Raw genomic sequence first — 24,740 nt, 5'->3', positions numbered from 1 at the left:
TTTATTGTCTCGCTAAACGCAAAGTATTGTCAGGTGAAGAGTTTTCACTGTGCAGACTGGTTCTAAAAGGATTGATGTCTAATCCTCCACGACGAGTATAGCGAGCATACACAGACAGCTCTTTAGGTTGGCATAGCGAACGAATGTCAGTAAAAATACGCTCCACACATTGTTCGTGAAATTCATTATGTTCACGAAAAGAAACTAAGTAGCGTAGCAGTGCTTCACGATTGATTTTTTTGCCCGTGTAGCGGATCTCTACACTGCCCCAGTCCGGTTGATTGGTGATGAGACAGTTTGATTTTAACAGATGGCTGTGTAACGTTTCCGTGACCCACTCTTCACTGACGCTGTCTTTTAAATAGTCGGCGTTAAATTCGTAACTGGTCACTCTAATCTCTTGCTCATCAATGCAAGTACCTTGCATATCAATAATGGGCTGTTGGTTAAAATCTTGTACTTTACTGAGAGTGACAGAAACATCGCCACCGGCACATGCAGAGAGATCTTGAATCAATTGCGTTTGTACGTCATCCCAATGCGCAAATTGGGTTTGGTTGTAGCTATTAAGGTAGAGCTTGAACGATTTTGATTCAATGAGGTTTGGCGTGTTGGCCGGAATCACCACGTGCCCAACCGCTACTTGTGGTAAGCCATTATTATTTAACCAAGAAAGCTCGTAAAGCGTCCAAATGTCGTGCCCTTTAAACGGCAATGTATCACCAAGCTCCAGGTCATCTCGGTTCAAACTTCTTGGTACGGCTTGCAACAGTTTTGGGTCATAGGACGACGAATATTGTGTTTTCTGTCCCAGTGTTAGGCCGGCGAGTTCTTTTGCGTCTGAATATTTGCTCATTTTACACTGCGTTATAGAGTAGAATGTTGGGAATTTTACTGAATAGATACTTAGATGTCATCAACGGAACGCTTGTAGGGTTACTTATGTCAAATTCAATCGCTAGTTCACTTAGCTCAATTCATCAACAATATCTAAAAACGTTTGAGCAAGAGCATGGTACTTTGCCCGCTAGTGCTGAGTTAGTCGGGGTAGCTTCTCCTTGTATTGAAGAAACGAAAGCAGGAGAGGTGGTGTATTGGAAACCTGTTCAACGAGATCCGCAAGCCGATCTTAGCAATGTAGAGCAGGGCATTGAGTTGTTGCTTCATCCAAGTATTGCTGAGTTTTATGGTAGCTACTATAGCGCTGATCTTGAGATGAGCTGGAAAGGTAAACCTTTGACACTTTTGCAAGTGTGGAGTGATGAAGATTATGTGCGTCTACAAGAAAACATCTTAGGGCACCTAGTGACTCAGCGTCGTTTAAAAATTAAACCCACCATCTTTATTGCCGCCATTGACTCCGATCTGGATGTTATCTCTATCTGTAATCTGAGCGGGAATGTGGTTTTGGAAACGCTAGGTACTAGCAAACGAGAAGTGCTGGCTGACAATCTGGTAGAGTTTTTGTCAGCATTAGACGTAGAGGTTTAATATGTTCGTGTGTGAAATGCAGTTCGAGTGCTTTGAAAACACCACGATTACCGCAGTAGAAAAATCAATAAATGGCTTAATGGAAGCGTTGCGCTTTAATGGGCAAGTGCTCGGTCGAGAATTTCCATTAGCTATGGACGACGCCAGTTTTAGCCTGCGCTGTGTTTGCCCTGAAGAGGACAGTTTACACCCTAGAAATCATTCGGATTTTGTGCGTTTTTCACTGGCTAAACTTTCTGAAGCGGGCGTATTAACGCCGAAGATCCGCGTGCTAGGGCAAGATCTTAACTCAGAGCAAACTGCGCCAGATGAACAGCCAAGCTGGCAAATTTTGTACACCACTTATGTGCATACCTGCTCTCCGCTGCGCAGTGGCGACTCTTTTATGCCCATACCGCTGTATCGTAATCCACCAACATTAAATGGTGACCATAAGTCCATTGTAAAATGGCAAACGGAATGGCAAGCCTGCGATGAGTTGCAAATGGCGGGTGGCTGTAAGGCCGAATTTGCTGCTTTGCGTGAACTTACCTCTATCGACAGTGATATTTATCGTCGTGGTTGGGATTTGCGCGGCCGCATTGAATATATTACTAAGATCCCAACCTACTACTATCTATATCGAGTAGGTGGAGAAAGCTTGCAACAAGAGCAGCAACGAAAATGCCCTAAATGTGGTGGTGAATGGCGCTTAGATGAGCCTTTGCATGACATGTTTCATTTTAAATGCGACCAATGCCGTTTGCTGTCTAATATTTCATGGGATCACCTAAAATAGCCCGGTAATGAGGGATTTTAGATGTGAGACAACTGAGTGGAAAAAGAATGATCTCGAAAAACCAAATTAAACTTCTGCGCGCGTTAGGGCAAAAGAAACAACGTAAAGCTCATGGCTTGTTTTTAGTACAAGGTGAGAAAAACGTGTTGGAGCTGTGTAATAGCCAGTTAGTCGTTAAAACTGTATTTGCGACTTCAGAGTTTTTACAGGCAAACGGTCAAGCTCTGCAAAATTTTGACTGCGTAGAAGCCTCTCTTGATGATTTAACTAAAGCCAGCACTTTGGTCAGCAACAATGCGGCCATAGCGGTGGTGGAGATCCCAACCGTTGCAACGCCAGCCGCACAAGGTTTGATGATCGCTTTAGATGGCGTTTCCGATCCGGGTAACTTAGGCACGATTATTCGCGTTGCAGATTGGTATGGCATTAAGCACATTATTGCCAGCACCGATTGCGCAGACCCATACAATCCTAAAACCATCAGTGCCACTATGGGCAGTTTTGGGCGCGTATTCGTCAGTCAGTTAGATTTGCCGAGCTATTTAGAGCAAGCACAAATTCCTGTGTATGGCGCATTTTTGGAAGGGGAAAGTACTCATCAAAAAGCCTTTAGCAGTGAGGGGATTTTACTGATGGGTAGCGAGTCGCACGGCGTGCGTGAGGCTGCGGCAAAGTTTGTCACTGATAAAGTGACCATTCCTGCGTTTGGTCAGGCAGAGTCGCTAAATGTTGCCATGGCAACGGGGATTATTTTGGATAATATTCGCCGTCAGCACAGTAAATAGCAGCGATACAGTAAACTGCTAACCTGAATAAATAGAGCCGATCATCGGCTCTATTTTGTTTATATAGACTTTATTTTTCCAGCATATCCAATTTATTGGCAACACCATTCCACTTTTCAGCTTCAGGCAGTGCTGGCTTTACTTCTGTGATGTTCGGCCAAACTTCGGCAAGTTCTTCGTTTAACGCAATGAAAACCTCTTGGTCTGGCGTTAATTCATCTTCTTGAAAGATAGCTTGCGCATCACACTCTGGCACACATAACCCGCAGTCAATACAGTCAACAGGACTGATGACCATGAAATTAGGCCCTTCATAAAACGCGTCCGCAGGGCATACAGCCACGCAGTCAGTATATTTACACTGTATACAGTTATCGGTTACGACAAACGCCATGATGAGCTCTCTATGTTCTATTTTTCTGAGGGGCGATGATACGGATACCGTTTGAAAAAACAATATTTGTCACCGAAAATATCCATATCCCCTGTTGGTGGTATGGCTCAGTTTAGCACTTACGTAGGGCATAGTGGTTAGGTGGGTGATCGTGGTTAGGCAGGTGATAGGGAATAAATATGACAGCACCTTCAAGTTGGCGTAAAATCCCTGCCATTGTGAGCTGGGCGTACAATTATTCACCGCTTGTTACCACAACCGAATAGTCAAAACCTAGCTAAGACACCGACTACGAGACATCACTATGATACGTTTAACCGAAATTAAACTTCCTTTAGATCATAAGGAAGAGGCGATTCAGGCAGCCATTACTAAAAAGCTTGGCATTACCGCAGCAGAAGTTCTTTCCTTTAATGTATTTAAACGTGGCTATGATGCTCGTAAAAAATCTAAGATTTTATTGATTTACACACTCGATGTTGAAGTGGCCAACGAGGCTGAGCTGTTAGAAGCCTTTGCGAGCGATCCGCACGTAAAAGTGACTCCTGATATGGAGTACAAGTTTGTTGCGAAAGCGCCACAGAATTTGACCGAGCGTCCAGTAGTGATTGGCTTTGGCCCTTGTGGTTTGTTTGCTGGACTCGTGCTAGCGCAAATGGGCTTTAACCCAATCATTGTTGAGCGTGGTAAAGAAGTGCGTGAACGCACCAAGGATACTTTTGGTTTTTGGCGTAAGCGTAATCTGAACCCTGAATCTAACGTACAGTTTGGTGAAGGCGGCGCAGGTACATTCTCTGATGGTAAGTTATACAGCCAAATCAAAGACCCTAAGTTTTATAGCCGCAAAGTGATTAATGAATTTGTCGATGCGGGCGCTCCTGCCGAAATCAAATTCGTTAGCAAGCCACACATTGGCACCTTTAAGCTGGTGACTATGATTGAAAAAATGCGCGCTAAAATTATCGAACTGGGCGGTGAAATCCGCTTTAGTACGCGCGTGGATGATTTGCACATCGAAGATGGTCAACTGACGGGCGTTACCCTGTCTAATGGCGAAGAGATCAAATCTCGTCATGTGGTGTTGGCGGTTGGACACAGTGCGCGTGATACGTTTGAAATGCTGCATGAGCGTGGCGTATACATGGAAGCCAAACCGTTTTCAGTGGGTTTTCGCATCGAACATAAACAATCCATGATTGATGAAGCTCGCTTTGGTAAAAATGCGGGTAATCCAATTTTGGGCGCGGCGGATTATAAACTAGTGCATCACTGTAAAAATGGTCGCACGGTATACAGCTTCTGTATGTGTCCAGGCGGCACTGTGGTTGCGGCAACCTCAGAAGAAGGGCGCGTAGTGACTAATGGCATGAGTCAATACTCTCGCGCCGAGCGTAACGCAAACAGCGCTATTGTGGTGGGCATTTCACCTGAGCAAGATTACCCAGGTGATGCACTGGCCGGTATTCGTTTACAACGAGAGTTGGAGTCAGGTGCCTTTAAACTGGGCGGCGAAACTTACGATGCGCCCGCGCAGAAAATTGGCGACTTCTTAAAAGGCTCAGATCCAACAGCGATTGGTAATGTTGAACCGTCATTCACGCCGGGCATCAAGCTAACGGATATTTCCAAAGCACTGCCTGATTACGCTATCGAAGCGATTCGTGAAGCGATCCCTGCTTTTGATAAGAAAATTAAAGGCTTTGCTAGCGCCGATGGTTTATTGACTGGCGTAGAAACGCGCACCTCATCACCGCTTAGCATTAAGCGTGATAAAGACTATCAAAGCGTTAATCTAAAAGGCTTCTATCCTGCGGGTGAAGGAGCTGGTTATGCGGGCGGTATTTTGTCTGCCGGCATCGACGGTATTAAAGTCGCAGAAGCGTTAGCACTGTCTATGGTTGAGAAAGCGCAAGGTTAATTTTTGCGTTTATAGTAAGAGGAAATAGTCGCAAGGCTCAAGCATTGTGCATTCCTGTTACTGGTTATTATGTCATCAGATAAAAAGGCTAGAGCAAAAATATGCTCTAGCCTTTTTGGTTTTTATGAAGAACAGTAGTAATTTTAGTCAAAGCTGTAAGCCTCAAGTTTGCCTGTGTCTTTTTCTGCTTTAGCTGTGATAGCTTGTTTTACTAATTCATAAGGCAAGTCTGGATTATCTTCCATCATCTTTCCGATCTTTGCCCAATGCTCAATTTGCTTAGAGGTTGTTCGGTTTAGAGCTTTTGCCATGATCGCCGCTTTATCGATGAGCTCTTGATCAATTCGTACACTTATTGTTGCCATAATTTAGCCTCATAGTGGTTCTAATATGGAATTGTTGTTGATAGCTACAAATGTAGCAAGTTGCTACATCTGTAAGTGGCTATCTCTAGGTACTACTATCTGCAAAAAATGAGAGTTATTTCGGAGCACGTGCAAGAATTTTATCTAACGCATTGGCAAAGTCGCGTCTATCTGTTTGGGACAATGCGCTAGGGCCACCGGTTTGTACGCCTGATGAGCGCATGGTATCCATAAAGTCACGCACGTTAAGGCGTGCTTTAATATTGTCTTTGGTAAATAGCTCACCGCGACTGCTCAGGGCTTGCCCGCCTTTGGTTATGACTTCATCAGCTAAGGGAATGTCAGAGGTGATTACCAGATCATTCGCTTCGATGCGCAGAGCAATCTCGTCATCGGCGATATCAAAGCCTTGGCTTACCTGAACAAAACGAATGGTGTTTCGTTGCGGGAGCGGGATAGGGTGGTTGGCAACGAAAATACACTCAATACCGGTGCGCTCTGAGGCGCGAATTAAGGTTTCTCGAATCACTTTTGGACAAGCATCAGCATCAACCCAAATCTTCATTACTGCTGTCCTTTTTCTAGGGCTTCTATACGACGAGTTAGCGCCACTATTTGCTGTTCAAGGGCTTCGATTTTGCCGTCGGCGCTGCGACTGTCATCAGCCACTTCAATTTTAGGTACGCGTTTGCTGCTCTTCCAATTTTTAATCGCACTAATCAGAGCGGGCATAGGAATTTTGCTTGCTAGGCGCGCTTTGACGAGCGCTAAAGTCGGCTCTTTGCCTTCTGCTTCTAGGGATAGGAACACTTGGTTGAGTTCGTCTGTCACTTCTTTGGTTGGCATAGTCTGTTTTTTCGTTGAAGGTTTAGGTTCATCCTATCGAAATCGGTATCACGAGTACACTGTCTCGACGATCATATCTCGATGAGCTGTACAAACCTAAGAGAACTGATGTCAGTCTCTTAGGTTATGTTATGAGGGGTAACCTATTGGGTTAAATACGATAGGGCTGGGTATAGAAGTGTGCCAGTCGCATACCAGTCATCGTCAGTTCACCTTGATAGCAATCATCTCCTAGGGCTGAAAATTCGAAGCAAAAAACAGTATGCCAGCCCAGTTTACCATTAGGATAACGAATTCGATGGCTACCCGATGAGATACTGACAATTTGCAGTTCAAGTTGCTTACAGTGGCGTGAGATGGCGACTTTAGCCAGTTCGGCTTGTCGCCTATGTTGCCAAAACAAGGTCAGTACTAGGGTGCATCCCAATATCGCCAGCAGATGCTCCATTTAGCGTTGCCCTTTTGCACGATTTTGTAAGTGGATGAGTGCCTCAGCCAGCTTTTTAGACGGTGCTTGATGAAGCATTGGCAGTATCACCATACGTAATTGTGGCTGCATGACCAAATCAGCAAACAGTTGGTTGAACAACTCTTGATTATTTGTCTCAGCAAGGCGTATTAGGAATTGCTCAGCCAGCGTACTGTCTTGTAGCGGCGCCCAACAGCGACCGGCAATGGCAATCAATACTTCTTGGTGACAGTATTTAGTTTCTGACAGTATTGCCGTGACTAATGACGAGAGTTTATGACCTTTATCTCCCGCAAGTGCGCGTGCTAAAGCCGATAGCAAAAATAAATCCCCTTGTGGGTTATTCAACTGCTCTAAGGCTAAGTCGTACAATCTAGCGGCCAGAGAGTCGCTAATATCACAGTGCTCTAATGCACCGAGTAGTGCGTATAGAGGTTGGGTTGGCAAATGAGGTAAGCTTTTCTTCACCATAAGCTCATTACCGGATTCTTTTAAGCGTGCACAAATATCAGTAATGCCTTGCAGTCCAACGGTTTGCCAGTTGCTCCAGCCTAAATCACCCTTAAAGTAAGTCAGTGCATGCGCGTAGTATTGGCTAGCGGACAGCTCAAGCTCTGCGCTAACTTGGCTATTAAAGACGGCTAATTTGTCTTCTTTTGGTTTAAAGGTGTATGGGTTATTTGCCAGTTGTTCTTGCGCTTCTTCGCTGAGATCTTTTTGTAAGCGAGAGCCCATAGCTTCAAGTACAAATTTAATAAAGTTGCCGATATCGGTTGCGCTTAATAGGCCACGCTCATCGAGATCGAATTTGAGGAACCATATCCACGGCTGTTTTTTCTCATTCCAATAAGTAATCGCAAATTGAGCTTGGCGCTGAATAGGATAAGGGTAGGCTTGTCGGCCTAATTCGATGTTCTCAAACTCTTCATTGGCTATCAGTTCAATGCGACGACCTAGGTCATGCACTTTAAATTGACAGTCGCTGTCGTTCAAAATTTGTGTCAGTGTAGAAATAGTTTTCATTTGCCTGCGTCTAAATAGCCCATACTCTCCCTATAACATGGTAATCTTGCGCCGAATTTCAAGAGCAAATGAGAAATACCTTGAATACTATCTCTAAACAAATGCAAAAATTGCTATTATCTGCACAAAGTCGCCTAGAAGATGCTGGGTTGTGGGAAGCGAATATGCCTTCTCAGGAAGCGTTAAGTAGTTTGCAACCGTTCGCGATTGATACTTTGCGCCCAGAGCAATGGTTGCAATGGATTTTCATCCCCAAAATGCAGCAATTGATAACGATGAACTTAACCTTGCCGAGTGGCTTTGAGATTACGCCCTATTTTGAGCAAGCATGCGGCGATGATATTCGTTGGTATCCAGTGTTAGATGTATTAAGACAGATTGATGAGGTGTGCGCATAATGTTAGATATTATTTATCAAGACGACTACATAGTGGCGGTAAATAAGCCGGCGGGTATGTTAGTGCACCGCTCTTGGTTAGATAAAAAAGAAACGCAATTTGTCATGCAGACCTTACGTGATCAAATTGGTCAGCATGTGTTTCCTTTACATCGTTTAGACCGTCCTACTTCTGGAGTGTTGGTTTTTGCTTTATCCAGTGAAGTGGCTTCACAGATGATGCCTATGTTTGCTGAGCATCAAATGCAAAAGACCTATCATGCGATTGTGCGCGGGTGGATTGAAGAAGGGGCTAGACTCGATTACGCCCTGAAAGTGGAATACGACAAAATTGCCGATAAATTCGCCAATAAAGATAAAGAAGCACAAGAGGCTATTACCGATTATAAGCCCTTAGCCAGTGTAGAGGTGCCGTTTTCAACGGGGCGTTTTCCTACCTCTCGCTATTGTTTGATGGAGTTGCAACCGCTAACGGGGCGTAAGCACCAACTGCGTCGCCACATGAAGCATTTACGTCACCCTATTGTGGGTGATACAACCCATGGTGATGGTAAACATAATAGATTGTTCAAGGATAACCTTGCGAGTGACCGCTTACTATTGCATGCGTCAAGGTTGCAGTTTGAACACCCTTACACGGGGGTTCAGCTGGTGTTAGAAGCGCAATTTGATGATACATGGCGTCAGCTAATTGAGCGCTTTGCTTGGCAAGAGGCGTTGGCTGAAAGCGAATGCTGATCAGCGTAAAAAAGCTCATAGTAGGCTATGAGCTTTAATCAAAAGGGTTATTGTAGCTTTTCTATATCCGCTTCTATTTCAGCAATTTTACTGGAAACGACTTTTTCTAAGTGGCGCAAATCAGACAAGATTTTTTGCTTGGTATCAAGTTCGCTCGGTTTGATGGGTTTTGTCAGTGTATTAAGCTCATCGATGAGTAAAGTTAAATTACGATTGACCTCAGTTTTGTTTCGATACTGACCGCTACCGTCATCCAGTAACACGCTTTTTACTTGCCTTGGGTATTTAAACTTAACGCTCTTTGCAAACAATTCACCTTTCTGCTTTTTAAAGTAGATCTTCAGTACATCTTTTTGAGCTTCTTGGCGTAAAGAGTAGCGCTCAATCTGTGTTGGCTCATTGATTCCCAACCCGGTTAGATGTTGATACATAGGCACCTCTATAGACAAATAGAACAAAAGGCAGCTGTACTCATCGTCGTCAGTCATAAACCGTGCTAGTGGGCGAATGTGACCACGGAAAGCGGACTTACTATGACGAATATAAAAAGAGGACGCCTTTTATAAGGAATCCTCAATTTAACAGGGAAGCAACAACTTAGGTAGAGACTTCCCTCGCAACTCTGCTCTTATTCACACTTTAATGAGGCGCCAGTTTACTGATATTTTCAATTAACTTGCTTTGCAGTGTTTGCTGAAGTTGTTCGTCTAATTTTTTGCCTTCTGGAGAGGTAATAATAAACAAATCTTCTGCTCGTTCACCTATGGTCGTGATCTTTGCTGCGTGCAGATGTAAGTCGAGCTTAGCAAAGGTTGCTCCCACTGCGGCTAATAATCCCGGAGTATCCAGTGCGATAAGCTCCATTAAGGTTTGGTTATTATTTTTAGTGGCAATAAACTCAGTGCGGGTGTTGACCTTAAAGTGCACTAAGTTTCGCGGGGTACGTCTTGGTTTAATTTTTGTTAATCGACCATCTTTAATGACGTTTTGCAGCTGCTTTATGATCCCCTCATGACGGTTCTCTTCTAACGGCTGGTTGTTTTGATCTAAGATGATAAAGGTATCTAAAATATACTTATCACGACTGATCATGACTTGCGCATCATGCACATTGAAATTTCTACGGTCGAGCTCTGCGACAACGCTGGCGAACAATACCGGTTGATCTTTGGTGTACACGAACAGCTCAGAGCCACCGCGCGTGGGTTGCGGGTTGATCAGAACCAGAGGTGAGTCTGGATCTTCTTGTTGTAAAATAGCCTGAGCGTGCCACGCCAGTTGTTGTGGTGTGTGGCGTAAAAAATAATCCGCTTTAAAACGTTGCCATAGCACTTCGATTTCTCTTGGGGTAAAGCCCTGACTTCTTAGCACTGCTGAGGCTTGCTGTTGATTGTGACGGATCCTTTCTCTGACATCGACAGGGTGTTCAAGCCCGCGTCGCAATGCTCGTTGTGTCGAATAAAATAGCTCAGTAAGAAGGGATCGTTTCCAGCTGTTCCATAGCTCTGGATTGGTCGCACAAATATCGGCCACGGTCAGACAGACTAAAAATTCTAGATACTCTTCCGTTTTGACCTTTTTCGCAAAATCCGCAATAACCTCAGGATCTTGAATATCACGCTTTTGGGCGGTGACGGACATTAATAGATGGTGTCTGACTAACCAAGAGACCAGTTTTGCTTCGGGTATGGAGAGATTATGCTCAATACAAAAATCATAGGCTTCACCTTCGCCAATGACAGAATGATCGCCACCGCGACCTTTACCGATATCATGGAAAATAGCAGCAATGATCAGTAATTCAGGCTTTTGAATTCTGGGCAGTACTTCACAGCAAATAGGGTGTTTATCTCGGTTGGCGATATCACTGAATCTATGAATATGCTGTAGCAGTCGCATACTATGCTCATCTACCGTGTAGACATGGAAAAGGTCGAATTGCATTTGACCTACTATTTGGCTCCATTGTGGCAGATACGCTGATAAGACCCCCAGTTGATGCATGAGACGAAAGGCTCTATTGAGTGAGTTAGGGTGTCTAACCAACAACATGAATTTTTCACGAGCTTCTGGAATATCATGTAAAAAGCGATTGAGTCGTCTTCTTGCGGTGCGCAATTGGCGCAGAGTTGGGGGTGCCACGCCAGTGATGGTTGAGTCATTAGCGATATGAATAAACATATCTAAAATGGTATCGGGGCGAGCTTGGAATAACGCTGGCTTGCGAGCTTCAATGAGGTGACCTCTGCGTTGGAAGTCTTCATTGATAATTTCCGCAGGCACCAATTTACCTTGATTTAAAATGGCTTGATCAAACAGTTTAAGCAGCATTTTATTCAGCTCTATGATGCGACGTAAGGTTCGATAGAACTCTTTCATCATGCGTTCAACAGGCTGGTTTTTCTCTCCAGTAAAGCCTAGGTTTTCAGCCACTTTTGCTTGGTAGGCAAAAGAGAGGCGGTTGTCATAGCGCTTGAGTTCTATGTGTAGGGCAAATCGAACTTGCCAGAGAAAGTTTTGGCATTCTTGTAATTCTCGGTATTCAGCGTCGGTTAAGAAGCCATGATGGCTCATCTCTAGCAAAGAGGAAGCACCAAAATGTCGTCTGGCGACCCAGCTTAACGTATGGATATCACGTAAACCACCAGGGCTTGATTTAATATCGGGTTCTAGGTTGTAGCCCGTATCGTGATAGCGAGCATGACGCTGTTTTTGTTCTTCTAGCTTAGCGCTATAAAATAGGGCGCTTGGCCAAAAGCTGTCGGCATGAATGTCATTTCTTAACAGTTGGAAGCAATCTTGACTGCCACAAATAAGACGTGATTCTTGCAAGTTGGTTGCAACGGTTAGGTCATCTTTTGCGACTTCAAGACATTCCTTAACGCTGCGCACACTGTGCCCAACCTCAAGTCGCAAATCCCAAAGCAAAGTGACAAATTCACTGATTTTTGGAATGAGTTCTTCTTTTAGTGTTCGCTTAGACAAGATCAGAATATCGATATCTGACAGAGGGTGCAGTTCGCTGCGACCGTAGCCGCCCACGGCAATCAGTGAGATTCCTTCGATATTGTGAAAGCCAAAGTAGGTCCAGATCCGTTCTAACAACGAATCCATGAAATCACTGCGCTGCTGAACTAAGGCTGCTACAGGTTGGTGATCTAAAAAGGCACTTTTCTGCTGTTCACTAAAGTTGTGCAGTAAATGACGTAGATTTTGGATATCAAGCTGTTCATCAGACAGTTGAGCTGGGGATAGAGCATCGATGTTTGGCACGCACTAAGTCCTTTTATGCAGTAGAGTTACTGCAATTGATATTTCCTGAAATTGTCAGTGATAGCAAGATAAAGTTCGAAATCAAAATAGGTTATACACCGCTAATTACAATAAAAAACCAATATATTCATACACTTTCATAAATCTTGTTCTAATCTAACTAGGTAGATTCTTCATGGATGAGGGTGAGATGAAAAGGCGATTTTCAATAAAGGTGACGGTCATCAGTCTCTTTATTCTGACAACCTGTATAACGGCGGGTGTTGCGATCAGTTTGCAATACTATTTTAGTCGGCAGCAAGCCCTTTATACCGCTTTAGAAAAATATCAAAACATCGCTTACAGCGTCGGTACCGAAGTGCGTGAGTTTGATGAGTTCATCACCAATATAACCAAAGTATTAGCCAGTCTTGAGCAAGAGTTAGAGCAATTTGAACACAACCACATTGCGCGAAATGCATTTGCGCAGCTGATGGAAAATAGCCCATGGTTTTATAGTGTTTATCTGGCAAGAAATAACGGACACTTTTACCAGTTAATTAATTTGGATTCTGTGGAAGCGCTGCGTTCGAGGATTGGTGCGCGCAGTGAGGATCGTTGGGCGCTGGTGGAAATCAAAAACAACGGCCAAGGAAACAGTAAAGTCACTTCTTACTATAGCGATACTTTTGAGCTTAGAGAAAGCGTTCAACAGAAGAGTAAGTATAACGCAGTAGAACGCCCTTGGTTTGTGGGAGCAAGTCATGCCGAAGTATTCAAAACCGAGCCTTATTTATTCCACAACATACAATTAAATGGTCAAACTTACGCCTCACGGATTAAAAATTCAAAATTTGGCAGTGTGGTGGGTATCGATGTAGTGGTGGCCTCGCTAGCTCATGAAGTAAAATCTAGTCTAGGGCCTGTACAAACACATGTGTCTGCTCAATTTTATATTTATGATGAAACGGGCATGTTAAAAGCGTCTTCTCATGAAGAGCAATTTTCATTACTACCTGGCGTTCGTCCTTTGAGTTTAACGCCTTCTCAGCAAACGGTAGTGGCTGAATCAGACGCCATTGAGATATCAAATCAGACCGATTGGTCACCGTTGGATTTTGCGGTTTCGGGTAAGCCTACCGGATACTTTGTCGATCTGATGCGCATTGTGTCATTAAAAACGGGCATTCAGTTTAAGTTCATTAATGGGCTGACTTGGCAGGAGATGGTCGAAGCTTATCAGAGAGGAGATATTGAAGTTCTCTATCCGATGGCACATAACGCGAAAACCCAGAGTTTGGGGCGCTTAAGCTCACCTTTGGCTCGTTTTGATTTTGCCCTTGCGACATCAGATAACAGCACTGTTAGCATAGGTGATTTACACGGTAAGAAAATCGGTATTTTGCAAGGGTGGTCGATTATTGATGAGATCAGGCAAGAGCACCCTTCAATCGAGCTGGTGGAGTTAGAGGACATTTATATTGGACTCACACAGTTAAAAACAGGTCAGCTAGATGCGGTAATGGATCTGTCAGTGATCTTGCAAAGCAAAATAAACCGGCATTTTTTAGAGGGGATCCGTGTTCATCAACTCAAAGCGGACAGCCAATTACAAGCTAAAAATTCATTTCATTTTGTGACGAATAGACTCGATCCTAAGCTTGTCGATATTATGAACTTAGCGGTGGAAAGTTTAACCCCGAGCGAAATTCATTTTTTGGAAAACAAATGGTTTGGGGCAGATAGCCCAAGCAGTGTTGTGCCGCATAAGTTTCTGATTGATGCGATTCGCACCCCCAGTTTACGTAATAAATTGTCTCAGTTTGATGTGAATGGTGTGCCTTATTTTGGCTTTGTTCAGCAGCTGGATCTATTTGAAGATGGAACTGAATTTCTCAGTATTACCATCCCTGCCGAAGCGTTGTTAGAAGTCGCATTAAGCAATGTCATGACTGTGACTCTCAGTTCAGCCGCTATTTTGTTGCTTCTTATTCCTCTTTCTCACGTGTTTTCAAATCCGATTGTGAAACCTATCCACGCTTTGATTCGCCAGACCAGTAAAGTACGAGAACGAAAATACAGCAGTGTTGAGTTGGTCCCGACCGTGATTAAAGAATTGGACGAGCTGTCCAACTCTATACAAACCACGGCGGATGCCTTGAATCATTATGAGATACAGCAACAAGAATTTGTGGATTCATTTATTCAGCTCATCGCTCAAGCTATCGATGATAAATCGCCGTATACCGCAGGTCATTGTAACCGAGTACCTGAATTGGCCATTAAGTTAGTGAGTGAGGCTGAAAATGCGCAACAAGGCCCATTTGCGCAGTTTAATTTTGCCAATGATGAGCAGCGAAGAGAATTCAAAATTGCCGCTTGGCTGCACGATTGCGGGAAGATCACCACGCCAGAATACATCGTGGACAAAGGTTCAAAATTAGAAGTGAATTACAACCGAATTCATGAGATTCGAACCCGCTTTGAGGTCCTGATTCGAGATCAGATTATTGCGTTTTATCAGCAACAGTCTCCGCAAATTAATCCCGACCTTGATGCTCATTTACAAGCGAGTATCGAGGAGTTAAAACAGGAGTTTTCATTGGTTGCGAAAGCCAATGTCGGGGGAGAAATGATGGACGATGAGGCCATCGAGCGCATTCAACAAATTGCGCAAAAAACCTGGGTTCGATATTTGGACAATCGCATTGGACTATCTCCAGAGGAGCAGCGCCACCTTGCTCAAACGTATGCGCAACAGAAAGCCAACACCTCTGGGGTGGAGAATGTGTTATCGGATAAACCAGAGCACCTGATCCCTCATTTACACAAGGTTGAGTTTGACCCGAGCTTTAACATTAAAATGGAAGTACCGGAGTATCTTGCCAATCAAGGGGAGCTGTACAACCTGTGCATTCGCCGAGGGACATTGACCCCCGAAGATCGATTCAAGATTAATGAGCACATTATTAGTACCATCAAAATGCTAGAGGCGATGCCTTTTCCTGAAGATTTATCAAAAGTCCCTCGTTATGCGTCAACCCATCATGAAACGATGAAAGGGACGGGTTATCCGAGAAAGCTAAAAGGAGATGAGTTGACCATCCCTGAGCGAATCTTAGCACTGTCGGATGTATTTGAGGCTCTTACCGCGGCTGATCGGCCGTATAAGAAATCAAAGACTCTCAGTGAGTCATTAACCATCATGAAATTTATGGTGTTGGACGAGCACCTAGATAAAGACGTGTACCGTTTATTCTTACAAAGTAAGACTTATTTATATTATGCCCAAAGATACCTAGAGCCAGAGCAAATAGACGATGTGAATATTGACGATTACTGGGTTTAACCGCAGTTATACCTATCGTACTCAATAACGGCTTACCGAAAAAATCTGCTTTGTTCTCGAGCATTTTTCCGGCGCTACTTCTGATCACTGACTTACTGTGATGGGTATGAATTGGCTATCTAGTGGCGCATAAAAAAAGCCAGCAAACGCTGGCTTTTGAAGGTTTGATGTATGCGTAAAACTAGTTGATCATGAAGCGAGGAATCGACTCATCACTGCGCAGGGTCAGTACTTCACAGCCTTGCTTAGTCACCACAATTGTGTGTTCCCACTGTGCTGAGTTTTTACCGTCGCCAGTGTAAACAGTCCAATCATCATTGGCATCGATAGTACAACCGAACTTGCCCGCATTGATCATAGGTTCAATGGTGAAACACATGCCTTCTTTAAGCACGCGACGATCAAAGTTTTTATAGTGAACGACTTGCGGCTCTTCATGGAACTCATTGCCAATACCGTGACCACAGAAGTCTTTAACAATAGAGAACTTATTACGAGGGTTCTTTTTGTTGTTTTCTTTGATGTATTTTTCAATGGCGGTGCCAATTGCGCCTACCGTAGCTCCTGGCTTAACTTGCTTCATCCCCAAATACAGTGCTTCTTGAGCGACCATACATAGACGTTTGTCGCTTGGCTCTACATCGCCAATCAAAAACATCTTAGAGGTGTCACCGTGGTAGCCTTCAGGGCGGGTGCTAAGGTCGGCATTTTCATCATCTGGGATAATGACAGTGATATCGATATTAACGATGTCACCATTTTTAAGCACTGCGGGTTTTTTCTGACCGTTACTGCCCACTTCATCTTCTAGGGCTGGGATACCGTGGCAGACAATATGGTTGATAGAAGTACAGATTGATTTTGGAAATCCGTGGTAATCCAATGGGGCTGAATAAGCGCCGTGCTCTAAGGAATATTCATGGCAGATCTTATTCAATTCTTCGGTGCTTACCCCTTCTTTTACGTGTGGGGCAATCATCTCTAAAACATCCGCGGCTAACTTACCAGCAACGCGCATTTTTTCGATTTCAGCTTCAGTTTTAATTTTTATTGACATGCTGTACTCAGTTAACTCTTGCTACAATTGCCTTTATTCTAACAATACTGCGCTTACTCGCAAATGAAAATAAAACTCAGCTAGCGACATCTTTAGTCTTAAAAGTAAAATAAACAGGATATTTCTGGTAATTAGACCGAAAAATATGGTATAAAGCGCGCCGAGATAGATTCCATTGTCTTCCTACTTGTTAGGGCGATATGGCGACCTAACTCATAAACTTACTTAATTTAAATCACACACATTTCGACACATGTTTCGGGGTGCTCCACGGTTTGCTTAAGCAAATTGAGGGAGTCGAATTCATGGGGAATGTGGAGGCCTAACCCCAATAGAGGATTATAAAATGGCAACTGTATCAATGCGCGATATGCTAAAAGCTGGTGTTCACTTCGGTCACCAAACTCGTTACTGGAACCCAAAAATGAAACCATTCATCTTTGGTGCTCGTAACAAGGTTCATATCATCAACCTAGAAAAAACTGTTCCTATGTTCAACGACGCTCTAGCTGAAATTGCTAAAGTTGGCGAGAAAAAAGGTAAAGTTCTTTTCGTTGGTACTAAACGCGCTGCATCTGAAGCTGTTAAAGAAGCTGCTATCGCAAGCAACCAATTCTACGTTAACAACCGCTGGTTAGGTGGTATGTTGACTAACTACAAAACTGTTCGTCAATCAATCAAGCGTCTAAAAGAACTTGAAGCTCAAGCTCAAGACGGTACTTTTGAGAAACTAACTAAGAAAGAAGCTCTAATGCGTACTCGCGAAATGGAGAAGCTAGAGAAATCTCTTGGTGGTATCAAAGACATGGGCGGTCTACCTGACGCTCTATTCGTTATCGATGCTGATCACGAACACATCGCAGTTAAAGAAGCGAACAACCTAGGTATCCCTGTATACGCTGTTGTAGATACTAACTCTGATCCAGACGGTGTTGATTACATCATCCCTGGTAACGACGATGCAATCCGCGCGGTACAACTATACCTTAACGCGGCTGCACTAGCTGTGACTGAAGGTCGTAACAAAGACGTTGCAACTGCTGCTGATAAAGACGGTTTCGTAGAAGAAGCTGAATAATATCTGCTCCGCGTCACACTTAGTTGTTTGTCGGAATACCGATTAACAAAGACTAAGTGCTAGTATACATCAGGGGCCCCAATTTAGGCCCCTGAATTTTACCTTTTGAATCAACTTGAGGAATTAGAGAATGGCTGTAACTGCTGCTCTAGTAAAAGAACTGCGCGACCGTACTGGCGCAGGTATGATGGACTGTAAAAAGGCTCTTAACGAGACTGACGGTGATATCGAACTAGCAATTGAAAACATGCGCAAATCAGGCGCTGCTAAAGCTGCTAAGAAAGCAGGTAACGTAGCTGCTGAAGGCAAAATCATTGTTAAAGATGCAAACGGCGTTGCTGTTCTTCTTGAAGTTAACTGTCAAACTGACTTCGTTGCTAAAGATGCAAGCTTCACTGCATTTGCAAACGAAGTAGCTGACGCTGCTCTAGCTTCTAAAGCGACTGCTGAAGAACTTCAAGCACAATTCGAAGACACTCGTATTGCTCTAGTTGCTAAAATCGGCGAAAACATCAACATCCGTCGCGTACAGTACGTTGAAGGTACTGCTATCGCTTCTTACCGTCACGGTGAGAAAATCGGTGTAGTTGTTGCTGGTGAAGGCGACGCAGAAACACTTAAGCACGTAGCAATGCACGTTGCTGCTTCTCGTCCTGAGTTCCTAAACCCAGAAGACGTACCAGCTGAAGTTGTTGAGAAAGAAAAAGCGGTTCAAGTTGAAATCGCAATGAACGAAGGCAAACCAGAAGCTATCGCTGAAAAAATGGTTGTTGGCCGCATGAAGAAATTCACTGGCGAAATCTCTCTAACAGGTCAAGCGTTCGTTATGGAACCTAAGAAATCTGTTGGTGAAATCCTAAAAGAGCGTGGCGCATCAGTATCTGATTTCGTTCGCTTAGAAGTAGGTGAAGGCATCGAGAAAGCTGCCGAAATGAGCTTTGCTGACGAAGTAGCAGCGGTTCAAAAAGGTTAATTTATAGCCTTGTTAATATTTTAAAAGACCGTGGCTTATGCTGCGGTCTTTTTACGAATAAACGCTACTATTTAGTGGTTCAGAATTGGGATTCAACCTATCTTTCCAAGATCAGTGAGTCTCTATTCTCAACTGTTAATCGATAACTCTTTTAGAAGGTATACTTCATGACTACAAATCCTAAACCAGCATATCAGCGTATCCTATTAAAACTGAGTGGTGAGGCTCTACAGGGCTCAGAAGGTTTTGGTATTGATCCAACGATTCTTGAGCGTATGGCTCAGGAGATAAAAGAGTTAGTTGAACTGGGTGTCGAAGTGGGTGTTGTGATCGGCGGTGGTAACCTTTTCCGTGGCGCAGGTCTTGCAGAAGCAGGCATGAATCGCGTAGTAGGCGATCACATGGGTATGCTGGCAACCGTAATGAACGGCCTTGCAATGCGCGATGCTCTTCACCGTGCTTATGTTAACGCTCGCGTAATGTCTGCGATTCAACTGAAAGGCGTGTGTGACGACTACAACTGGGCGGATGCGATTCGCGAATTACGTCAAGGCCGTGTAGTGATCTTCTCTGCAGGTACAGGTAACCCGTTCTTCACTACAGACTCAGCAGCATGTCTACGCGGCATCGAAATCGAAGCGGATCTTGTATTAAAAGCAACAAAAGTTGACGGCGTATACAATGCTGACCCTGCAAAGAACCCAGACGCTGAACTTTACAGCCAGTTAACGTACAATGAAGTTCTAGATAAAGAGCTTAAAGTTATGGATCTAGCCGCATTTACATTGGCACGCGATCACAACATGCCAATTCGCGTATTTAATATGAACAAGCCAGGCGCACTGCGTCGCGTGGTGATGGGTGAAGCTGAAGGTACTCTTATCAGCAGCGCTGAATAATCGCCCTAGCACAACTTAGCATGGCCATGTATTTGGCCTAGATAATTTCAAAGGTGAAATCGTGATTAACGAAATCAAGCAAGATGCGCAACAGCGTATGGACAAAAGCGTTGAAGCGCTAAAGAACACTCTTTCAAAAGTACGTACTGGTCGTGCTCACCCAAGTCTTCTATCTGGTCTTTCAGTAGAGTACTACGGTGCACCAACGCCTCTTAACCAAGTAGCAAACGTAGTTGCTGAAGATGCTCGTACTCTAGCCATCACGGTATTTGATAGAGAATTAGCGCCTAAAGTTGAAAAAGCAATTCTACAATCAGATCTAGGTCTAAACCCTATGTCTGCGGGTACGGTTATCCGTGTACCACTTCCACCGCTAACAGAAGAGCGTCGTAAGGATCTAGTTAAGATCGTTCGTGGCGAAGCTGAAGGTGCACGTGTTGCAATCCGTAATATCCGTCGTGACGCAAACAGTGATTTTAAAGCGCTTTTAAAAGATAAAGAAATCTCTGAAGATGAAGATCGTAAAGCACAAGAAGAAATTCAAAAACTGACTGACGTTGCTGTTAAGAACGTTGATGAAGTTCTTGCTGCAAAAGAAAAAGAGTTGATGGAAGTTTAAGCAAAACTGACTGTCGATTGATTGTTAAAACGCTGCACATCTACAGTGCAGCGTTTTTTTCTGCTATTATCTCCCACCTGTTAATTATTCAATATCTTCTTTATGTCTGACACTTCAGTAACACCTAGCTCAATTCCTCAACACGTTGCCATCATCATGGATGGAAATGGACGTTGGGCGAAATCTCATGGCAAACCTAGAGTTTATGGCCATAAGAAAGGGGTGAACGCAGTCAGAAAAACCATTACCGCAGCCGCTAAGCTGGGTATTAAGTCAGTGACTCTATTTGCGTTTAGCAGTGAAAATTGGCGCCGACCACAAGAAGAAGTCAGTCTATTAATGGAATTATTTATCACTTTGCTCTCTACCGAAGTGAAGCGATTACATAAAAATGATCTTAAACTGAGAATCATTGGCGATAAAACGGGGTTTAATTCTCGTTTACAGAAAAAAATAGCGGAAGCAGAAGCACTGACACAAGATAATACTGGATTGGTTATCAATGTGGCGGCCAACTACGGTGGTAAATGGGATATTACACAGGCAACAAAACGCATTGCTGAAAAAGCAATACGTGGTGAGATACAACCCACTGACATTACCGAAGATCTGATTTCACAAGAAATATGCCTCGCAGATTTGCCTGATGTGGATCTATTGATTCGTACCAGTGGCGAATCTCGCCTCAGTAACTTTTTATTATGGCAAGTGGCGTACGCAGAATTTTATTTCTGTGACAAACACTGGCCTGACTTTGATGAAGACGGCTTAGCCGAAGCTATCTCTTGGTATATCAATCGCGAGCGTCGCTTTGGTTGTACCGGAGAGCAGATCAAAGCACTCATGGATAACAAATAAGGAAGTAGCCTTGAAGCAACGTATTATAACGGCTTTAATCCTCGGCCCTCTGGTCATTTTAGGCGTCTTTCAGCTGCCATTTATTGGTTTTATGCTGATGCTAGGCGCTATTACTTTGATTGGCTTGTGGGAGTGGACCCAATTTATTGAATCAGGCAATCGTGCAACCAAAATGATTTTGCTGTTGACTGGCTTTCTCACCTCTTTTTCCTGCATACCTTCTCAATCCGTACTGTCCCCTGAATTAAGTGGGGCGTTAGCTGTGGTGATATTAATTGGCGCAATCTGGTGGATTGTCGCGAGTGGATTGGCCATTACTTACCCGAAAAGTGCCCCATTATGGAAAGAATCAGACATTCTAAGGTTTGCGTTTGGTTTGCTTACATTATTGCCGTTTTTCTGGAGTATTGTGGCGCTAAGAGCGGTCAATCTCGATGCTGACTTCTACTATGGCGCTAAGCTTGTTATGTACGTATGTGCCTTAGTTTGGGCCGCGGATAGTGGCGCTTACTTTACGGGTAAACGCTTTGGTAAGCATAAAATGGCACCGCATGTGAGCCCGAATAAAACCATTGAAGGTTTGGTTGGCGGTTTAGTCGTCGCTTTGTTGGTTGGCTGGGGTTTCGCCACTTGGTTTGAGCTTGAATTTTCAACGCCTTGGCTGATGATATTACTGACTTTAGTCACTGTCGTTATTTCTGTTTTGGGTGACTTAGTCGAAAGCATGTTTAAACGCGTTGCCGGAATTAAAGACAGCAGTAATATCATTCCAGGACATGGCGGTGTACTGGATCGCGTAGACAGCTTAACGGCAGCGTTTCCTGTATTTACTATCCTTTATTTCATGTTGCAGTAAACGGCACTTGACGAGTCAATAAGCATGAAAAATATCACAATACTTGGCGCTACTGGCTCTATCGGTAGTAGTACCTTAAAGGTCATTGCTGAAAACCCTGAGCATTATCAGGTGTACGCATTAGGGGCGGGCACTAACCATGTGCAAATGTTTACCTTGTGCCAGCAGTGGCGACCTAAATACGTCGCTATGGCGGATAAATCGGCCGCACTTGCGCTGCAAAAAGAACTGCGTGCCGTTGGCAACAAGGCTCAAGTATTGGCGGGAGAAGAAGGGCTTTGCCATATTGCTGAGTTACCCGAGGTGGATATGGTTATGGCAGCGATCGTTGGCGCTGCCGGTCTACTCTCTACGATGGCCGCAGTAAAAGCCGGCAAACGAGTGCTATTGGCAAATAAAGAAGCGTTAGTGATGTCTGGGCAGCTTTTTGTCGACGCAGTGAAAAAATATAACGCTGAGCTTATGCCTGTCGACAGCGAACACAACGCGATTTTTCAATGTCTGCCTGAACGTATTCAAACCAATTTAGGGCACTGTGAATTAGATAAAGCTGGCGTACATAAAATTTTATTAACAGGTTCTGGCGGGCCATTTAGATACAGTGATATTGAATCATTAGCATCGGTAACGCCTGCACAAGCCATTGCTCATCCTAACTGGTCTATGGGGCCTAAAATCTCTGTTGATTCTGCGAGTATGATGAATAAAGGGCTGGAGTACATTGAGGCGCGCTGGCTATTTAATGCGAGTAAAGAGCAGCTGAAAGTGGTTATCCACCCTCAATCTGTGATTCATTCTATGGTGCAGTACAACGATGGTTCAACCTTAGCCCAAATGGGTGAACCAGATATGTGTACCCCTATTGCATTAACCCTCGCTTATCCAAATCGTGTGAAGGCAGGCGTTAAGCCGTTAGACTTCACCGAAATGGGAGAGTTGTCTTTCATTAAACCCGACTTTGCTCGTTATCCTTGTTTGGAACTGGCGATTGAAGCTTGTTATAGTGGACAGCATGCGACCACAGCACTGAATGCGGCAAATGAAGTTGCAGTACAGGCATTCTTACAGCAAAAAATCGCATTCACTGATATCGCACAAGTGAATCGACGAGTAATGAACAAGGTTTGTGCAACTGAACACGCTCATCAGTTGGATAGCTTGGAAAGCTTGATTGAGCTAGATAAAATGGCACGTACTTTTGCTAGTGAGCAACTAAATTAGGGATTGATGTAATGACTTCCGCTTTATGGAATTTTGCTTCATTTATTGTGGCACTTGGCATCTTAGTTGCCGTGCATGAATACGGACATTTTTGGGTTGCTCGCCGTTGTGGCGTAAAAGTTCATAAATTCTCTATCGGCTTCGGTAAGTCTATTTGGAAAAAAATAGGCAAGACTGGGACCGAATACTCTATTTCCATGATACCTCTTGGTGGCTACGTCAAAATGCTTGATAGCCGAGTTGAAGAGGTGGCAGAGCATGAAAAACCGCTCGCCTTTGATCAAAAGAAATTATGGCAGCGCAGTGCGATTGTTGCCGCAGGCCCAATGGCGAACTTTTTGTTTGCACTAGTCGCATACTGGTTCGTTTTTCTAATTGGCGTTCCCGCCGTAAAACCCATTATTGGTCAAGTCACTCCCAATTCCATTGTTGCACAAGCAGGAATCCAACCGGGGATGGAACTAAAAGCGATTGATGGCGTCCAAACAGCAGATTGGGAATCGGTAAATATGGGCTTAATTGCGCATATTGGCGACAAGCAAATGAGCATGACCGTGGCATCAGCGGACGACATTGGTCAACAAAGGACGGTCACTCTCGATATTCAAGATTGGCACTTTGATTTAGAAACCGAGTCGGCAATGACGACTTTGGGATTCAGACCTTACTCTCCTGAACTTTATCTCACCTTTGCACATGTTCAAGAGGGAGGCGCTGCTGACAAGGCGGGATTACAAATTGGTGATACTGTTTTATCAGTGAATGGCAACTCTGTGAGCGAGTGGCAAGATTTTGCTTCCATTATCCGCCATAATCCGGACCGGTCATTACAACTTGAAATACAGCGCAATGGCATGACATTACCGATTACGCTCACTCCCGGTACTCGAGAGAGCGCTGACGGGACGGTAGGGTTTGCTGGTGTGTCACCAAAAGTCGGCACTTGGCCAGACGAATATCGATTCGATCTAAGGTTTGGTCCTATAGATTCTATCGGTCGAGCGATTGAAAAAACTAAGCAAGTCACATCTTTGACCTTCAATATGCTGAAAAAGTTGGTGGTAGGCGATGTTGGATTGAATAATCTCAGTGGTCCTATCTCTATTGCTAAAGGTGCGGGAGCCACAGCCGATTATGGCTTAGTGTATTTCTTAGGCTTTTTGGCCTTAATCAGTATTAATTTAGGAATTATCAACTTGATGCCACTGCCCATTTTAGATGGTGGTCATCTGTTGTTTTTTGCGGTCGAGGCGATTACCCGTCGCCCGGTACCAGAGAAAATTCAAGAAATGGGGTACCGCGTCGGTGGCGCTATAGTGTTTGCACTAATGTCTATCGCAATTTTAAACGATTTTATGCGTCTGTAATGTTTAG

General features: G+C 44.0%; 25 protein-coding genes. 15 read left to right on the top strand and 10 right to left on the bottom strand.

All coding sequences use genetic code 11. The annotated features are described in order from the left end of the window. Position 1 precedes the first annotated feature (1 nt). Positions 2–856 (bottom strand): NADPH-dependent 7-cyano-7-deazaguanine reductase QueF, encoded by an 855-nt coding sequence (gene queF / locus VEZ01S_RS00680; protein ID WP_021712083.1) that lies wholly within the window; start codon positions 854–856, stop codon positions 2–4. An 86-nt stretch (positions 857–942) separates the two neighbouring features. Here queF and syd point away from each other — a divergent pair, with 86 nt between their 5' ends. From syd to VEZ01S_RS00665, 3 genes are read left to right on the top strand one after another with little or no spacing between them, the layout of a single operon-like run. Further along, positions 943–1,491, top strand: a complete 549-nt coding sequence (gene syd, locus VEZ01S_RS00675) for a SecY-interacting protein (RefSeq protein ID WP_040889868.1) — start codon at positions 943–945, stop codon at positions 1,489–1,491. A gap of 1 nt (position 1,492) precedes the next feature. After that, positions 1,493–2,269, top strand: coding sequence for a Zn-ribbon-containing protein (locus VEZ01S_RS00670; RefSeq protein ID WP_021712081.1), 777 nt, complete (start codon positions 1,493–1,495; stop codon positions 2,267–2,269). Between the two features lie 47 nt (positions 2,270–2,316). After that, positions 2,317–3,054, top strand: coding sequence for an RNA methyltransferase (locus VEZ01S_RS00665; RefSeq protein WP_021712080.1), 738 nt, complete (start codon positions 2,317–2,319; stop codon positions 3,052–3,054). A 70-nt stretch (positions 3,055–3,124) separates the two neighbouring features. Here VEZ01S_RS00665 and fdxA read toward each other — a convergent pair whose 3' ends face one another. Further along, a complete protein-coding gene (gene fdxA, locus VEZ01S_RS00660; RefSeq protein WP_021712079.1) occupies positions 3,125–3,448 on the bottom strand; it encodes a ferredoxin FdxA in 324 nt (107 codons plus the stop codon). Between the two features lie 304 nt (positions 3,449–3,752). On the opposite strand from fdxA, the gene VEZ01S_RS00655 reads away from it, so the two are divergent. Continuing rightward, positions 3,753–5,366 carry an NAD(P)/FAD-dependent oxidoreductase gene (locus VEZ01S_RS00655; protein WP_021712078.1) on the top strand — a complete coding sequence of 538 codons (1,614 nt, stop codon included), beginning with the start codon at positions 3,753–3,755 and terminating at the stop codon, positions 5,364–5,366. 143 nt (positions 5,367–5,509) lie between these two features. On the opposite strand, the gene VEZ01S_RS00650 is transcribed toward VEZ01S_RS00655, so the two are convergent. The 5 genes from VEZ01S_RS00650 to VEZ01S_RS00630 form a co-directional block, all read right to left on the bottom strand. Continuing rightward, a complete protein-coding gene (locus tag VEZ01S_RS00650; RefSeq protein WP_021712077.1) occupies positions 5,510–5,731 on the bottom strand; it encodes a TA system antitoxin ParD family protein in 222 nt (73 codons plus the stop codon). A 115-nt stretch (positions 5,732–5,846) separates the two neighbouring features. Then, positions 5,847–6,296: a YaiI/YqxD family protein gene (locus tag VEZ01S_RS00645; RefSeq protein ID WP_021712076.1), complete on the bottom strand. Its 450-nt coding sequence runs from the start codon at positions 6,294–6,296 to the stop codon at positions 5,847–5,849. Beyond that, positions 6,296–6,577 carry a hypothetical protein gene (locus VEZ01S_RS00640; protein WP_021712075.1) on the bottom strand — a complete coding sequence of 94 codons (282 nt, stop codon included), beginning with the start codon at positions 6,575–6,577 and terminating at the stop codon, positions 6,296–6,298. The genes VEZ01S_RS00645 and VEZ01S_RS00640 overlap by 1 nt, the downstream gene beginning before the upstream one ends. Positions 6,578–6,728: 151 nt before the next feature. Further along, complete coding sequence (locus VEZ01S_RS00635) at positions 6,729–7,025, bottom strand: DUF3301 domain-containing protein (RefSeq protein ID WP_021712074.1); 297 nt, start codon at positions 7,023–7,025, stop codon at positions 6,729–6,731. Next, a complete protein-coding gene (locus tag VEZ01S_RS00630; RefSeq protein WP_021712073.1) occupies positions 7,026–8,069 on the bottom strand; it encodes a DUF3549 family protein in 1,044 nt (347 codons plus the stop codon). Positions 8,070–8,149: 80 nt separating this feature from the next. Here VEZ01S_RS00630 and VEZ01S_RS00625 point away from each other — a divergent pair, with 80 nt between their 5' ends. Beyond that, positions 8,150–8,467: a YqcC family protein gene (locus VEZ01S_RS00625; protein ID WP_021712072.1), complete on the top strand. Its 318-nt coding sequence runs from the start codon at positions 8,150–8,152 to the stop codon at positions 8,465–8,467. Beyond that, the gene (truC, locus tag VEZ01S_RS00620) at positions 8,467–9,204 is read left to right on the top strand and encodes a tRNA pseudouridine(65) synthase TruC (protein WP_021712071.1); all 738 of its coding nucleotides are present in this window, start codon (positions 8,467–8,469) and stop codon (positions 9,202–9,204) included. The genes VEZ01S_RS00625 and truC overlap by 1 nt, the downstream gene beginning before the upstream one ends. A 47-nt stretch (positions 9,205–9,251) precedes the next feature. Here truC and VEZ01S_RS00615 read toward each other — a convergent pair whose 3' ends face one another. Both VEZ01S_RS00615 and glnD read right to left on the bottom strand, forming a co-directional pair. Beyond that, on the bottom strand, positions 9,252–9,635 hold the full coding sequence (locus VEZ01S_RS00615; RefSeq protein WP_021712070.1) for a DUF3461 family protein: 384 nt from the start codon (positions 9,633–9,635) through the stop codon (positions 9,252–9,254). A 208-nt stretch (positions 9,636–9,843) separates the two neighbouring features. Then, the gene (gene glnD / locus VEZ01S_RS00610; RefSeq protein WP_040889866.1) at positions 9,844–12,468 is read right to left on the bottom strand and encodes a bifunctional uridylyltransferase/uridylyl-removing protein GlnD; all 2,625 of its coding nucleotides are present in this window, start codon (positions 12,466–12,468) and stop codon (positions 9,844–9,846) included. 199 nt (positions 12,469–12,667) lie between these two features. Here glnD and VEZ01S_RS00605 point away from each other — a divergent pair, with 199 nt between their 5' ends. Then, complete coding sequence (locus tag VEZ01S_RS00605; RefSeq protein WP_040889865.1) at positions 12,668–15,805, top strand: HD domain-containing phosphohydrolase; 3,138 nt, start codon at positions 12,668–12,670, stop codon at positions 15,803–15,805. 181 nt (positions 15,806–15,986) lie between these two features. Here the strand turns inward: VEZ01S_RS00605 and map are convergent, their stop codons facing one another. After that, on the bottom strand, positions 15,987–16,862 hold the full coding sequence (gene map / locus VEZ01S_RS00600; protein WP_021712067.1) for a type I methionyl aminopeptidase: 876 nt from the start codon (positions 16,860–16,862) through the stop codon (positions 15,987–15,989). 346 nt (positions 16,863–17,208) lie between these two features. Here map and rpsB point away from each other — a divergent pair, with 346 nt between their 5' ends. The 8 genes from rpsB to rseP all read left to right on the top strand — a co-directional run bounded on the left by rpsB (position 17,209) and on the right by rseP (position 24,733). Next, positions 17,209–17,940, top strand: a complete 732-nt coding sequence (gene rpsB / locus VEZ01S_RS00595) for a 30S ribosomal protein S2 (protein WP_021712066.1) — start codon at positions 17,209–17,211, stop codon at positions 17,938–17,940. 130 nt (positions 17,941–18,070) lie between these two features. Continuing rightward, positions 18,071–18,913, top strand: a complete 843-nt coding sequence (tsf, locus tag VEZ01S_RS00590; protein WP_021712065.1) for a translation elongation factor Ts — start codon at positions 18,071–18,073, stop codon at positions 18,911–18,913. 167 nt (positions 18,914–19,080) lie between these two features. Next, positions 19,081–19,812, top strand: coding sequence for a UMP kinase (gene pyrH / locus VEZ01S_RS00585; RefSeq protein ID WP_021712064.1), 732 nt, complete (start codon positions 19,081–19,083; stop codon positions 19,810–19,812). Between the two features lie 61 nt (positions 19,813–19,873). Continuing rightward, positions 19,874–20,431 carry a ribosome recycling factor gene (gene frr, locus VEZ01S_RS00580; protein ID WP_021712063.1) on the top strand — a complete coding sequence of 186 codons (558 nt, stop codon included), beginning with the start codon at positions 19,874–19,876 and terminating at the stop codon, positions 20,429–20,431. A gap of 102 nt (positions 20,432–20,533) precedes the next feature. Then, entirely contained in the window at positions 20,534–21,289 is a 756-nt protein-coding gene (gene uppS / locus VEZ01S_RS00575; protein WP_021712062.1) for an undecaprenyl pyrophosphate synthase, read from the top strand. 10 nt (positions 21,290–21,299) lie between these two features. Next, on the top strand, positions 21,300–22,145 hold the full coding sequence (locus VEZ01S_RS00570; protein ID WP_021712061.1) for a phosphatidate cytidylyltransferase: 846 nt from the start codon (positions 21,300–21,302) through the stop codon (positions 22,143–22,145). A gap of 24 nt (positions 22,146–22,169) precedes the next feature. After that, positions 22,170–23,366 carry a 1-deoxy-D-xylulose-5-phosphate reductoisomerase gene (gene ispC / locus VEZ01S_RS00565; protein ID WP_021712060.1) on the top strand — a complete coding sequence of 399 codons (1,197 nt, stop codon included), beginning with the start codon at positions 22,170–22,172 and terminating at the stop codon, positions 23,364–23,366. 11 nt (positions 23,367–23,377) lie between these two features. After that, positions 23,378–24,733: a sigma E protease regulator RseP gene (rseP, locus tag VEZ01S_RS00560; RefSeq protein ID WP_021712059.1), complete on the top strand. Its 1,356-nt coding sequence runs from the start codon at positions 23,378–23,380 to the stop codon at positions 24,731–24,733. Positions 24,734–24,740: the final 7 nt, after the last annotated feature.

Source organism: Vibrio ezurae NBRC 102218 (assembly GCF_000467185.1).
Taxonomy (GTDB): Bacteria; Pseudomonadota; Gammaproteobacteria; order Enterobacterales; family Vibrionaceae; genus Vibrio; species Vibrio ezurae.
The sequence above is the reverse complement of the archived record's forward strand: the minus strand, read 5'-3'. Positions and strand labels throughout refer to the sequence as shown.

What these genes read in the sequence shown, in the direction of transcription:
- queF (WP_021712083.1), bottom strand. Translation starts at nt 856, where the DNA reads ATGAGCAAATATTCAGACGCAAAAGAACTCGCCGGCCTAACACTGGGA.
- syd (WP_040889868.1), top strand. Translation starts at nt 943, where the DNA reads ATGTCAAATTCAATCGCTAGTTCACTTAGCTCAATTCATCAACAATAT.
- VEZ01S_RS00670 (WP_021712081.1), top strand. Translation starts at nt 1,493, where the DNA reads ATGTTCGTGTGTGAAATGCAGTTCGAGTGCTTTGAAAACACCACGATT.
- VEZ01S_RS00665 (WP_021712080.1), top strand. Translation starts at nt 2,317, where the DNA reads ATGATCTCGAAAAACCAAATTAAACTTCTGCGCGCGTTAGGGCAAAAG.
- fdxA (WP_021712079.1), bottom strand. Translation starts at nt 3,448, where the DNA reads ATGGCGTTTGTCGTAACCGATAACTGTATACAGTGTAAATATACTGAC.
- VEZ01S_RS00655 (WP_021712078.1), top strand. Translation starts at nt 3,753, where the DNA reads ATGATACGTTTAACCGAAATTAAACTTCCTTTAGATCATAAGGAAGAG.
- VEZ01S_RS00650 (WP_021712077.1), bottom strand. Translation starts at nt 5,731, where the DNA reads ATGGCAACAATAAGTGTACGAATTGATCAAGAGCTCATCGATAAAGCG.
- VEZ01S_RS00645 (WP_021712076.1), bottom strand. Translation starts at nt 6,296, where the DNA reads ATGAAGATTTGGGTTGATGCTGATGCTTGTCCAAAAGTGATTCGAGAA.
- VEZ01S_RS00640 (WP_021712075.1), bottom strand. Translation starts at nt 6,577, where the DNA reads ATGCCAACCAAAGAAGTGACAGACGAACTCAACCAAGTGTTCCTATCC.
- VEZ01S_RS00635 (WP_021712074.1), bottom strand. Translation starts at nt 7,025, where the DNA reads ATGGAGCATCTGCTGGCGATATTGGGATGCACCCTAGTACTGACCTTG.
- VEZ01S_RS00630 (WP_021712073.1), bottom strand. Translation starts at nt 8,069, where the DNA reads ATGAAAACTATTTCTACACTGACACAAATTTTGAACGACAGCGACTGT.
- truC (WP_021712071.1), top strand. Translation starts at nt 8,467, where the DNA reads ATGTTAGATATTATTTATCAAGACGACTACATAGTGGCGGTAAATAAG.
- VEZ01S_RS00615 (WP_021712070.1), bottom strand. Translation starts at nt 9,635, where the DNA reads ATGTATCAACATCTAACCGGGTTGGGAATCAATGAGCCAACACAGATT.
- VEZ01S_RS00605 (WP_040889865.1), top strand. Translation starts at nt 12,668, where the DNA reads ATGAAAAGGCGATTTTCAATAAAGGTGACGGTCATCAGTCTCTTTATT.
- map (WP_021712067.1), bottom strand. Translation starts at nt 16,862, where the DNA reads ATGTCAATAAAAATTAAAACTGAAGCTGAAATCGAAAAAATGCGCGTT.
- rpsB (WP_021712066.1), top strand. Translation starts at nt 17,209, where the DNA reads ATGGCAACTGTATCAATGCGCGATATGCTAAAAGCTGGTGTTCACTTC.
- tsf (WP_021712065.1), top strand. Translation starts at nt 18,071, where the DNA reads ATGGCTGTAACTGCTGCTCTAGTAAAAGAACTGCGCGACCGTACTGGC.
- pyrH (WP_021712064.1), top strand. Translation starts at nt 19,081, where the DNA reads ATGACTACAAATCCTAAACCAGCATATCAGCGTATCCTATTAAAACTG.
- uppS (WP_021712062.1), top strand. Translation starts at nt 20,534, where the DNA reads ATGTCTGACACTTCAGTAACACCTAGCTCAATTCCTCAACACGTTGCC.
- ispC (WP_021712060.1), top strand. Translation starts at nt 22,170, where the DNA reads ATGAAAAATATCACAATACTTGGCGCTACTGGCTCTATCGGTAGTAGT.
- rseP (WP_021712059.1), top strand. Translation starts at nt 23,378, where the DNA reads ATGACTTCCGCTTTATGGAATTTTGCTTCATTTATTGTGGCACTTGGC.